This window comes from Clostridium sp. L2-50, from assembly GCF_000154245.1.
Lineage (GTDB): Bacteria > Bacillota > Clostridia > Lachnospirales > Lachnospiraceae > Coprococcus.
In genome coordinates, this window is the sequence record NZ_DS480321.1 from 97,790 (window position 1) to 109,945 (window position 12,156).

Genomic DNA, 12,156 nt, shown 5'->3' on the forward strand with positions numbered 1-12,156 from the left:
AGATGAAGAATAAGATTTTAAAGATGTGTGCAATCCTTGGTATTGCAGGTATGCTTGCAGGATGTGGCACAACGGTAGGTGGAAACGGTGATTCGAAGGAAGCGCTGAATATAAACGTGACAGATATGGCAAATGAATTAAAGAACGGATTGACGTTTGAAGATTCTTTGTCCGAGTTAGATACAAATGTGGCGCTTACTTATTATGGGATTGATGCGGATAAGGTAAAGAACAGTGTAGTTGTTGTATCAACAGGTGCAACTGCAGAGGAGATTGCAGTATTTGAAGCAGCAGATCAGAGCTCTGCGGATGCCGTAAAGTCAGCATGCGAAGACAGAAAGGCAAAGCAGACAACATCCTATGCAGACTATAAGCCGTCAGAGACGAGTCGTCTGGATAAAGCGATTATCAAGGAAGATGGCAATTATGTTGTTTACTGTGTTACAGATGATACGGATAAGGCAAATGAGATCATCGACAAATATTTCAAATAATTATAAAAAGAAGCAGTTGGAGGCTGGTATGTACCGAAGGATTCGGATATATTAGATTTCAACTGCTTCTTTTTTAATATAAATACCCGGATGTGAAGATTGTCGGTTATTGTGATTGAGAATTTGAAATAGCATTAAAAATCTCTATATAGTCCCGGAAATGTTGTTTCTTTTCCTCGTCATCAGATGTCATGATCTCCACTACGGTGTGTGGGATATAAGATGGTATATCGTCAGTTTTCTGCACACCGCGGATCAAGTAATCCAGATCGATATTAAAGATATCACAGAGATCGATCATTTTCTCTAATGAGAGACTGGATTTGCCTCGTTCGATTGCGCTACAGTGCTTTACAGAAATATCAAGCATTTCAGCGAGCTGGTATTGAGTTAGATTATTTGCGTGTCGTATCTGCACAATACGTTGTCCGATTTTGGCATATAAATTTTCCATAAAACTACCTCCACTATACATTATATTTAGAATAAAAAATCAAATAAACAACCTGTAAGGTGTATTGGCACATAACCTGAGAGGTGCATAAAATGCGTATATACACGAATAAACAAAACTGCAAAGGTGTTGACGCGTTTTTTAGGGCTGGTGTATAATTCCTTTGCTTTTATAAGGGAAAATACAAGTGAGACGGACAGGAGAAGACAGATATGGCAACAGAGATAAAACCACCGATAAAATATGATATGGAATGGACTGTATATGGAAAACGAGCCGATTTTTTCGGAATCGGGGAACGTTTTCATATCGATCCGGTAACAGTCAGGGTGATCCGAAACCGGGATGTGATAACGGATGAGGATATCGATACCTATCTGAATGGAAGTCTTGATCGCCTGCATGATCCCGGGTTGATGAAAAATATGGAAAAGGGTTGTAACCTTATGCTTGAGGAGATTCGGAACAAAAAAAGGATACGGATCATTTCTGATTATGATGTGGATGGTGTGAGTTCAAATTATATCTTATATAAAGGCTTGCAGCGTGTGTGGGAGCATGAAAATGGTATATCCGCAGGAGATAAGATAGATTATGATATCCCACACCGGATCTACGATGGATATGGAATCAATATCCGTATGGTAGATGCGGCGGCAGCCGATCAGATTAGTACGATCATTACCTGTGACAATGGGATTGCGGCATTTGATGCGGTGAGAAAAGCGAAAGAATATGGTATGCGGGTGATCGTTACGGATCATCATGATATTCCATATGATACAGATGAAAAGAATATCCGGATCTATAAAGTACCGGAAGCGGATGCGGTGATCGATCACAAGCAGCCGGGGTGTGAATATCCGTGCAAGGAGTTGTGCGGCGCTGGGGTGGCATATAAATTTATCCAGCTTCTGTACCGGATGTGCGGGATACCGGAGACGGAATGTGAGGCATTTATTGAGATACTTGGAATTGCAACTGTCTGTGATGTTATGAATCTGGTAGATGAGAACCGCATCATTGTCAGAGAAGCGCTGCGCCGGTTGTCCGATAGCAGCAATTATGGTTTAAAGGCATTGATCACAAACAGTGGCAGAGATGGAAAGAAGCTGTCAGCATTTGATCTGGGATTTATCATTGGACCGTGTATCAATGCGGCGGGCAGACTCGGGGATGCAAAAACCAGTTTGGAGTTCCTGCTCGAAACCGACAGCTATAAGGCAAATGAACGGGCGATTGAGTTATTGAATATCAATAATGCCAGAAAAGATATGACAGAGCAGGGAACGAAGACCGCGATCGAGCTGCTTGAGAAATCGGATCGCCTTCTGATGGGCGCAGTCCCGGAGACGGGGGTTGCGGCATTATCTGATAAAGTGCTTGTTATGTATATTCCGAAGCTTCATGAAAGTCTGGTCGGGATTATCGCAGGCAGGATCAAGGAACGGTATTATCGGCCGGTGCTGTTATTTACGGATGGTGAGGAAGAAGGAATCATTAAGGGATCGGGTCGTTCGATCGAAGGCTATAATATGTATGATGAGATCAATAAATGCAGTGATTATTTCACGAAGTTCGGCGGACATGAGATGGCAGCGGGCTTTTCCATGGAGAAGCGGAATCTTGCCAGACTTCGTGAAAAGATGAATACGAATTGTACATTAGATGAAAAACTGCTTACCCCGAAGCTTCGGATCGATGTACCTATGCCGCTTGATTATGTAAGTATATCACTGACGGAAGAACTGGAGCTTCTGGAACCATTTGGAAAAGGAAATGAAAAACCGGTATTTGCCCAGAGTGGTGTGTATGTAAAAAGTGCGAGGATCATGGGGAAAAGACAGAATGTTCTACGGGTTACGTTCCTGATGGAAAACGGTGGCACGATCGAGGGCATAAGTTTTGCCCCGGAAGTGTTTATTTCTAACATAAAACAGTGGTTTGGAGCAAATGAATGTGATAAAATACTAAAAGGAATGCCCGGTCATGTTGTATTAGATATTGCCTATTATCCGGATATCAATGAATTTGCGGGAAGAAGAACGCTGCAGATTCGTTTGCTCGAATATCGAAAGCATGAGGGTTAAAGATTTAACCGGCCTTTTGATATTATGTGGATGGCGGAAAAGGAAAATGTAAATAAATGTAGAATATACATATATATGTAGGAGGAAGATTATGAAAAAGATAGAAGAATATGTTACAAGTATACCGGATTTCCCGGAGCCGGGAATTATTTTCAGAGATATTACCAGTGTGATCGGAGATCCGGATGGATTGAAGCTGGCGATAGATTCATTAGATGGTCTGCTTGAGGGCGTAGATTATGATGTAATAGCCGGGGCGGAGTCCAGGGGATTTATCTTTGGAACACCTCTTGCATATAAGAATGGAAAGGGATTTGCACTGGTAAGAAAAAAGGGCAAGTTGCCTAGAGAGACGATTGAGGCATCCTATGATCTGGAATACGGAAGTGCTACGATAGAGATGCATAAGGATGCGATCAAGCCGGGACAGAAGGTTGTCCTTGTAGATGATCTGATCGCAACCGGCGGAACCATGGAGGCGGCTGCAAGACTGGTAGAAGAACTGGGCGGCGAAGTGGTAAAGATCATATTCTTGATCGAACTTGCAGGCTTGAAGGGCAGAGAGAAGCTTGCCAAGTATGATGTGGCTTCTGTCATCTGCTATGATGGCAAATAAAAATGATCATCTGATTCACAGATGAAATTGGAATAGAAAAATTCGAATTGGGAAAAGTGGTGAAGATCATGGAAAACGTAAAAGATAAAGCAGAAAGCATGGATGAATTAAAAGAGCTTGCGGCAAAGGCGAGTGCAATGGAGAATAAACCGGTGAGGGAAAAAAGAGATATCGACTTGTCTACACCTGCGGATTTTACTCCGCCGGAGGATCTGTATAAGGAACTGATCAAGAAGATTCTGACCTATCATCCATCCACAGATATTTCGATGATTGAGAAGGCATATAAGGTGGCATCCAAGGCGCATGAAGGACAGCTTCGGAAGTCCGGGGAGCCATATATCATGCATCCACTCTGTGTTGCTATTATTCTTGCAGAACTGGAGCTGGATAAGGAAACGATCGTTGCAGGAATCCTTCACGATGTAGTAGAAGATACGGTTATGACCTCGGAGGAGATCGCGGCAGAGTTCTCAGAAGAAGTAGCGTTTCTGGTGGAAGGTGTTACCAAACTGACCCAGTTAAAGATGACAACGGATAAGATCGAGGTACAGGCAGAGAATCTGAGAAAGATGTTCTTATCTATGGCAAAGGATATCCGCGTTATCCTGATCAAGCTGGCAGACAGACTGCATAACTTAAGAACGTTACAGTATCAGTCACCTGCAAAACAGGTGGAAAAAGCACGTGAAACAATGGATATCTATGCACCGATCGCACATCGTCTTGGTATCAGCAAGATCAAGGTAGAACTGGATGACCTGTCTATGAAGTATCTGATGCCGGAGGTATATAAGGATCTGACAGCACAGATCGATGCGAGAATGCATGAACGGGAAGCCTATATCAAACGTATCGTTGCAGATGTAAAGAAGCATATCGATAATGCGCATCTGGATGCGGAGATAGACGGTCGTGTAAAGCATCTGTTCAGTATATATAAGAAGATGAAGAACCAGAACAAGACGCTGGATCAGATCTATGATATCTTCGCAGTTCGAATTAAGGTAGAGACCGTCCGGGACTGCTATTCAGCACTTGGAATCATCCATGAGATGTATAAGCCGATTCCGGGACGTTTTAAAGATTATATCGCAATGCCAAAGTCAAATATGTATCAATCCCTTCATACGACGTTGATCGGACCGGAAGGACAACCATTCGAGATACAGATCCGTACATTTGAGATGCACCGGACGGCTGAATATGGTATTGCTGCACATTGGAAATATAAAGAGAACATAACCGGTACGGTTATGCAGAAGGAAGAGGAAAAGTTGTCATGGCTTCGTCAGATCCTGGAGTGGCAGAGAGACACTTCGGATAATAAGGAGTTCATGAATTTCGTTAAGACAGACCTGGATCTGTTCGCGGAACAGGTATACTGCTTTACGCCTGCAGGTGATGTCAAGAATCTGCCAAGCGGATCTACGCCGATTGATTTTGCTTATGCTATTCATACGGCAGTCGGTAATAAGATGGTGGGTGCGCGGATTAACGGACGGCAGGTTCCGATCGATACCAAGTTAAATAATGGTGACCGGGTAGAGATCATAACATCCCAGAATTCGGCAGGACCGTCAAGAGACTGGTTGAATATCGTAAAGAGTGCACAGGCAAAGACGAAGATCAATCAGTGGTTCAAGCATCAGTTTAAGGATGAGAATATCAGCCGCGGTAAGGAATTGATCCTTGCATATTGTAAATCAAAGGGGCTTGATTATTCCCTGTATTCCAAGCCGGAATATCAGGAACGTGTTTATAAGAAATATAATTTTGCCGATTGGGAAGCTACGATGGCGGCAGTCGGTCATGGTGGAATCAAAGAAGGTCAGGTTGTCAATAAACTGATCGAAGAATATAACAAGGATCATACAGAACAGCCGGATGATAAGGAGATTCTGGAAGCATATGCATTAAAGCGGACACCTCATTCGTCCCACGGACAGGGAGGAATCATCGTAAAGGGTGCAGATGATGTAGCAGTTCGTTTCTCCAAGTGTTGTTCGCCGGTACCGGGTGATGAGATCATCGGATTTATCACCAGAGGACGAGGTATCTCGATCCATCGTACAGATTGTGTAAATGTGCTCTGCATGAGTGAGGAAGACAGAAACAGGATCATTGATGCAGAATGGCAGCAGGATGCGGTTGCAGATAATACTTACCTGACAGAGATCAATATCTATGCAGATGACAGAAGCGGAATCCTTTTTGATATCACGAAGATCTTAAGTGAGGCTAATATCAGTGTTAACAGTATCAACAGCCGGACAAGTAAGCAGGGTAAGGCGACAATCACGATCAGCTTCTCGATCAAATCGGTCGATCAGTTGAACGCGATCATTGCAAAGATTCGAAATGTTGACAGTATTATTGATATAGAGAGAACAGTGGGATAGGAGATCCGAATGGCAGAATTAGAAGTGAAATTATATCAGTTGGGTGATTTGGGAACCAACTGTTATATCGTAAGTAATCAAGAAACAAAGGAAGCAATCGTGGTTGATCCGGCGGATAATGCAGATTTTATTTATAAGAGTCTGACAGATGCGGGACTTACCTGTGTTGGCATTTTCCTGACACACGGACATTATGATCATATCGGGGCGCTGGATGATCTGAGAAAGCTGACAGGAGTAAAAGCATATGCTTCCGAGGACGAGAAGCAGGTACTTGAGAGCAGGACAGGAAATCTGTCTGCAATGTTTGGTCATCCACTTGAGACGTCAGCAGATATTTATCTGCAGGATGGACAGGAGGTTGCAGTTCTTGGAACTGTAGTACGATGTATCAGTGTGCCGGGACATACGGTAGGTGGAATGTGTTATTATTTTGCAGAAGGACATCTGCTGTTTACCGGAGATACATTATTTGCCTCATCGGTTGGCAGATCGGATTTTCCAACCGGAAATGAACAGGATCTGTTAGAGGCGATCGAGACGAAGCTACTTGTACTGCCGGAGGAAACAGCCGTGTATCCGGGACACAACGGAACTTCAAGGATTGGCAGAGAAAAGAAGTTCAATCCATTTTTTTCATAAATAACGATAAGGAACTAGATTGACATGATTTGTCTGATTCAGAATGTAGAAGATTATAATAATGACCTGAGAGTAATTCTCATGGCGTTTTATATGGGTGTGAAGATTATTACCCCGGAAAATATAGAGAAGAAGCCTGAACTTGGTGCGGATATTACTGCAACACTTGTGGCAGAATTTGCAGAAGATCAGACAAAAATCTGGATGAAGGACGGCGGTCTGGATGTGGAACCGGATATCGTGATCGATCAGGACTATCATGACAGAAAGGTATTCCGTAATATTCTGAAGCGTGCGATGTACCGGATGCTGTCAGAAAGAACCGGAAGGGTTCTTCCATGGGGAAGTCTGACCGGAGTACGTCCGGTGAAGATTGCAATGGAAGCGGTAGAACGTGGATGTACGGATGAGGAGATACGGAAGCTGTATCAGGAGATTTATGTGGCAAGCCTGGAAAAGGCAGATGCCTGTGTGAAGATTGCCAGACGTGAGAAAGCGATCATTGAGACGATCGACGAGCGGAATGAATACTGCCTGTATATCGGCATACCATTTTGCCCGACGAGATGTCTGTACTGCTCCTTTACCTCTTATCCGATCGGTGTTTATAAGGATAAGGTCGATGCTTATCTGGATACAATGGAAAAGGAAATGGAGTATGTCGCAGCAAGTTATACAGAGAAGAAACTGGTATCCATTTATATCGGTGGCGGTACGCCGTCTTCGATCAGTGCGGAGCAGATGGATCGTCTGTGCAGCATGATCGAGAAGCATTTTGATCTGTCGCAGGTTCGGGAATATACGATCGAAGCAGGACGCCCGGACAGTACGACGGCAGATAAGCTGCAGGTGATGAAAGCTCATGGCGTAGGTCGTATCAGTATCAATCCGCAGACGATGAACGGAGAGACACTGAAGCTGATCGGCAGAGCACATACACCGGAGCAGGCAGAAGAAGCATTTAAGAGAGCCAGAGAAGTAGGCTTTGATAATATCAATATGGATCTGATCGTAGGTCTTCCGGGTGAAGATGCAGAGATGGTGAAGCGGACGCTGGAAAAAGTGAAGAAGCTTGCACCGGAGAGCCTTACGGTTCACACCCTTGCGATCAAACGGGCAGCACATCTGAAACAGGAGATGGACAAATACAGCTTTGCAGGTGATGTGGATGAGCAGTTATCACTGGTCGGTCAGGCAGCAGAGGAACTGGGTCTTGCACCATATTATCTGTACAGACAGAAGAATATGGCCGGCAATCTGGAAAATGTCGGATATGCAAGACATGGACTGGAATGTCTCTATAATATTCTGATTATGGAGGAACGGACAGACATTATAGGAATCGGTGCGGGAAGCTCCAGTAAGCTGATCCGCAGGGAAGGTGATTCGGATCCGGTTACTGGAGAGATGATTACAGGAACCCGGATCGATCGTGTGGAAAATTGTAAGAGTGTAGACGATTATATCGCGAGAATTGATGAAATGATTGACAGAAAAAAGCAGGCGTTTGCAAAATGACAGATAAAGTTATAAACTTAGACATAGATAAAGAAATTGAATACTATGAACAGGATCTGAATGATGCCATTCGTCATGGAATGTGTGTCAGCCGGTTGTCGTCGGAGCTTGCCAGAGAACTGGGGCTGTCAGAAGATGAGATCCATAAGATTGCGGTTGCCGGAATGATCCATGATATCGGAAAGCTTCGTATTACACCATATATCTATGGTCGTGGCAATTCCATGAAGATTGAGGAAATGCGTTATGTGAGACTCCATGCGAAGCTTGGAGCGGATATCGTAAAAAAAGAAGGCTACGGAGATGATATTGCGGATATTATCCTGTATCATCATGAGAACTACGATGGCTCCGGTTATCCGTTCTGCCTTCAGGGAGATGAGATCCCGATCGGAGCAAGGATCATTCGTGTATGTGATGTGTTTGTCGCGCTCATAAGTGATCGTGCATACCGGAAAGCATTTGAACCAAAGACTGCATTATTGATGGTGATCGATGAAGTGCGGCATTTTGACATGAATGTATTTCTCGCATTTCAGAGAATTATAAATACAACCGATATTTTAGATGAGGTTCAGTCAATTTTAAAAGGAAGCTATAAATCACAGATCAGTTGATGTATAGTATAAAAATATGAACAATAGATGGAGGATGGAATATGATAACTCAGGCACCAAGAGGAACCAGTGACTGGTTCGGTGACAAGATGAGAACACGTACACAGGTAGAAGCAATGGCAAGAAATCTGTGTGAGAAATTCAATATAAAGGAAGTGATCACACCGGTATTTGAGCATACGGTGTTGTTCCAGCGTGGTGTTGGAGAGACGACCGATGTAGTACAGAAAGAAATGTACACCTTTGTTGATAAGGGTGGAAGAAGTATCACATTGAAGCCGGAAGGTACGGCAGGTGCGATCCGTGCTTATGTTGAGAATAAATTATATGCAGAACCACAGCCGGTCAAGATGTTCTATATCACACCGGCATTCCGTTATGAGAAGCCGGAAAGCGGACGACTTCGTCAGCATCACCAGTTCGGTGTTGAGTTTGTCGGATCTCCAAATCCAATGGCAGAAGTTGAGGTTATGACACTGGTATCAACTCTCATCAGGCAGATCGGTCTGTCAGATGCGAAGCTGCATATCAACAGTATCGGATGTCCAAAATGTAAGAAGGTGTACAATGATGCACTGATCTCCTATTTGAAAGGGCATGAAGAGGGACTCTGCAATACCTGTAAGGAACGTATGGTTAAAAATCCGCTTCGTGTTATTGACTGTAAGGAGCCGGGCTGTAAGGCAATCGTAAAGGATGCCCCAAGAACGATTGATTATCTGTGTGAAGAATGCGATGCTCATTTTAAGGAGCTTCAGAGACTTCTGACAGAGCTTGAGATTCCGTTTGAGGTTGACACCGGAATCGTTCGTGGCCTGGATTACTATACAAAGACAGTATTTGAATTTGTGAATAAAGAGGGCTTCACCTTATGCGGTGGAGGAAGATACGATAATCTGGTATATGAGATTGATGGAAAAGAGACACAGCCATCTGTTGGATTCGGTATGGGAATTGAAAGAATCCTATATTTCCTTGAGAAAGAAAATATCAATCTCGCACCGGAAAAACCGATCGACTTATATGTCGGTATCATGGGTGATTCCGCAAAGGCAAAAGCTTATAAGCTGGTATATGATCTACGTCTGGCAGGTTATATCGTAGAGACAGATTATATGAATCGAAGTGTAAAGGCGCAGATGAAATATGCAAATAAATTAAATGCGAGATACACGATCATTATTGGTGATAATGAATTAGAGACCAATACCGGTCGTATCAAGAATATGGAAACGGGCGAGCAGACCGAGATCGCGCTGGATCAGCTTGCAAGTGTATTAGAAGAAAGATAAGAACCACAGGAGGATATAGAAAAATGGCAGAATCAATGCAGGGACTGAAGCGTTCCCACAGATGTGCAGAGGTTTCAAACGCTCTTGAAGGACAGAAAGTAACCGTAATGGGCTGGGTTCAGAAGAGCAGAAATAAAGGTGGAATTATATTTGTCGATCTCAGAGACAGAAGCGGTATTCTTCAGATCATATTTGAGGAATCCAAATGCGGAAGCGAGTGCTTTGAGAAGGCAACAAAGCTTAAGAGCGAGTATGTAGCAGCAATCGAAGGTACAGTTTGTAAGCGTGCTGGTGCGGTAAATGAGAATCTGACAACCGGAGATATCGAGGTTGTAGCAACTTCCCTTCGTATCTTATCAGAGGCTGAGACACCTCCGTTCCCGATTGAGGAGAACAGTAAGACAAAAGAAGAATTACGTTTGAAATACAGATATCTGGATCTGAGAAGACCGGATCTTCAGAGAAATCTGGTTATGAAGAGCAAGGTTATGACCATTGCCAGACAGTTCATGGCAAATGAAGGCTTCCTTGAGATCGAGACACCTATGTTATGTAAGTCAACACCGGAGGGTGCAAGAGATTATCTCGTACCAAGCCGTATCCATCCGGGTACATTCTATGCACTGCCACAGTCTCCACAGATCTACAAGCAGCTTCTGATGTGTTCCGGTTATGATCGTTATTTCCAGATCGCAAGATGCTTCCGTGATGAGGATCTTCGTGCAGACAGACAGCCGGAATTCACACAGATGGATATGGAATTATCCTTCGTAGATGTGGATGATGTTATAGATGTAAATGAAAGACTCCTTGCAAAGTTATTCAAGGAGATTTTGGATGTAGATGTACAGCTTCCAATCCGTCGTATGACATGGATCGAAGCAATGAATCGTTTCGGATCTGATAAGCCGGATCTTCGTTTTGGTATGGAATTAAAGGATATCAGCGATGTTGTTAAAGGCTGTGGATTCGGCGTATTTACAGGTGCACTTGAAAATGGCGGATCTGTCCGTGGTATCAATGCAAAGGGACAGGGCGCTATGCCTCGTAAGAAGATCGATGCTCTGGTTGAATTTGCAAAGACATACGGAGCAAAGGGTCTTGCATATATCGTAATTAATGAAGATGGCACTTACAAGTCGTCATTTGCAAAGTTCATGACTGAAGATGAGATGAACAATATCGTAGCAGCACTTTCCGGTGAACCGGGAGACTTATTGTTATTTGCAGCAGATAAGAACAAGGTTGTATGGGACACTCTTGGAGCACTTCGTTGCCATCTCGCAGAACAGATGGGACTGCTTGATAAGAATGTATTTGAATTTGTGTGGATAACGGAATTCCCACTTCTTGAGTGGTCAGATGAACAGAATCGGTTTACAGCTATGCACCACCCATTTACTATGCCGATGGAAGAGGATCTGGCGATTATTGATACAGATCCGGGTAAGGTTCGTGCAAAGGCTTATGATATTGTATTAAATGGTAACGAGATTGGTGGTGGATCTGTCAGAATCCATCAGGATGATATTCAGGAGAAGATGTTTGAATGTCTTGGATTTACAAGGGAACAGGCGTATGAAAGATTTGGTTTCCTGTTAGATGCATTCAAATATGGAGTACCACCTCACGCAGGACTGGCTTATGGTCTGGATCGTCTGGTTATGCTTATGGCAAAGCAGGATTCTATCCGTGATGTGATCGCGTTCCCTAAGGTAAAGGATGCATCCTGCCTGATGACAAATGCTCCGGATTATGTGGATGAGGATCAGCTCAAAGAGCTGGGTATTGACATTACAGTGTTAGACGAACAGAAGACGGAAGAATAAAAAATAACAAGACTGCACACTGTATATTCTTATTGTGTATAAACAATGAACCAAGTTTCGTGTTTACATCGGGCTTTGGCGGTTGTATAGGATATATGGGGTGCGGTTTTGTTTTTTAGGGAAACACAATGTGCAATAAGGCACATTGCAGATGCTATGATAGATTGAGAGAAAATGGAGCAGGATGTAATTAGTTTTATAA

10 protein-coding genes are annotated in these 12,156 nt (G+C 43.4%); 9 read left to right on the forward strand and 1 reads right to left on the reverse strand.

Annotated elements, in window-relative coordinates:
- Positions 1-2 precede the first annotated feature (2 nt).
- On the forward strand, positions 3-494 hold the full coding sequence (locus CLOL250_RS07765; RefSeq protein ID WP_008401753.1) for a DUF4358 domain-containing protein: 492 nt from the start codon (positions 3-5) through the stop codon (positions 492-494).
- 106 nt (positions 495-600) lie between these two features.
- Here CLOL250_RS07765 and CLOL250_RS13375 read toward each other — a convergent pair whose 3' ends face one another.
- Positions 601-948, reverse strand: a complete 348-nt coding sequence (locus tag CLOL250_RS13375; RefSeq protein WP_049941097.1) for a helix-turn-helix domain-containing protein — start codon at positions 946-948, stop codon at positions 601-603.
- 212 nt (positions 949-1,160) lie between these two features.
- On the opposite strand from CLOL250_RS13375, the gene recJ reads away from it, so the two are divergent.
- From recJ to aspS, 8 genes are all read left to right on the forward strand, one after another.
- Positions 1,161-3,038, forward strand: coding sequence for a single-stranded-DNA-specific exonuclease RecJ (gene recJ / locus CLOL250_RS07775; protein ID WP_008401755.1), 1,878 nt, complete (start codon positions 1,161-1,163; stop codon positions 3,036-3,038).
- A gap of 91 nt (positions 3,039-3,129) precedes the next feature.
- Positions 3,130-3,654 carry an adenine phosphoribosyltransferase gene (locus tag CLOL250_RS07780; protein WP_008401756.1) on the forward strand — a complete coding sequence of 175 codons (525 nt, stop codon included), beginning with the start codon at positions 3,130-3,132 and terminating at the stop codon, positions 3,652-3,654.
- Positions 3,655-3,791: 137 nt separating this feature from the next.
- Complete coding sequence (locus CLOL250_RS07785; RefSeq protein ID WP_243104441.1) at positions 3,792-6,056, forward strand: RelA/SpoT family protein; 2,265 nt, start codon at positions 3,792-3,794, stop codon at positions 6,054-6,056.
- 9 nt (positions 6,057-6,065) lie between these two features.
- Positions 6,066-6,698: an MBL fold metallo-hydrolase gene (locus CLOL250_RS07790; protein WP_008401758.1), complete on the forward strand. Its 633-nt coding sequence runs from the start codon at positions 6,066-6,068 to the stop codon at positions 6,696-6,698.
- Positions 6,699-6,722: 24 nt separating this feature from the next.
- Entirely contained in the window at positions 6,723-8,216 is a 1,494-nt protein-coding gene (gene hemZ / locus CLOL250_RS07795; protein WP_008401759.1) for a coproporphyrinogen dehydrogenase HemZ, read from the forward strand.
- Positions 8,213-8,833 carry an HD-GYP domain-containing protein gene (locus tag CLOL250_RS07800; protein ID WP_008401760.1) on the forward strand — a complete coding sequence of 207 codons (621 nt, stop codon included), beginning with the start codon at positions 8,213-8,215 and terminating at the stop codon, positions 8,831-8,833. Before hemZ ends, CLOL250_RS07800 begins: the two co-directional genes overlap by 4 nt.
- A gap of 41 nt (positions 8,834-8,874) precedes the next feature.
- Entirely contained in the window at positions 8,875-10,125 is a 1,251-nt protein-coding gene (gene hisS / locus CLOL250_RS07805) for a histidine--tRNA ligase (RefSeq protein ID WP_008401761.1), read from the forward strand.
- 23 nt (positions 10,126-10,148) lie between these two features.
- Positions 10,149-11,954, forward strand: coding sequence for an aspartate--tRNA ligase (gene aspS / locus CLOL250_RS07810; protein ID WP_008401762.1), 1,806 nt, complete (start codon positions 10,149-10,151; stop codon positions 11,952-11,954).
- Positions 11,955-12,156 lie beyond the last annotated feature (202 nt).

What these genes read in the sequence shown, in the direction of transcription:
- recJ (WP_008401755.1), top strand. Translation starts at nt 1,161, where the DNA reads ATGGCAACAGAGATAAAACCACCGATAAAATATGATATGGAATGGACT.
- CLOL250_RS07785 (WP_243104441.1), top strand. Translation starts at nt 3,792, where the DNA reads ATGGAGAATAAACCGGTGAGGGAAAAAAGAGATATCGACTTGTCTACA.
- CLOL250_RS07780 (WP_008401756.1), top strand. Translation starts at nt 3,130, where the DNA reads ATGAAAAAGATAGAAGAATATGTTACAAGTATACCGGATTTCCCGGAG.
- hemZ (WP_008401759.1), top strand. Translation starts at nt 6,723, where the DNA reads ATGATTTGTCTGATTCAGAATGTAGAAGATTATAATAATGACCTGAGA.
- CLOL250_RS07765 (WP_008401753.1), top strand. Translation starts at nt 3, where the DNA reads ATGAAGAATAAGATTTTAAAGATGTGTGCAATCCTTGGTATTGCAGGT.
- CLOL250_RS07790 (WP_008401758.1), top strand. Translation starts at nt 6,066, where the DNA reads ATGGCAGAATTAGAAGTGAAATTATATCAGTTGGGTGATTTGGGAACC.
- hisS (WP_008401761.1), top strand. Translation starts at nt 8,875, where the DNA reads ATGATAACTCAGGCACCAAGAGGAACCAGTGACTGGTTCGGTGACAAG.
- aspS (WP_008401762.1), top strand. Translation starts at nt 10,149, where the DNA reads ATGGCAGAATCAATGCAGGGACTGAAGCGTTCCCACAGATGTGCAGAG.
- CLOL250_RS13375 (WP_049941097.1), bottom strand. Translation starts at nt 948, where the DNA reads ATGGAAAATTTATATGCCAAAATCGGACAACGTATTGTGCAGATACGA.
- CLOL250_RS07800 (WP_008401760.1), top strand. Translation starts at nt 8,213, where the DNA reads ATGACAGATAAAGTTATAAACTTAGACATAGATAAAGAAATTGAATAC.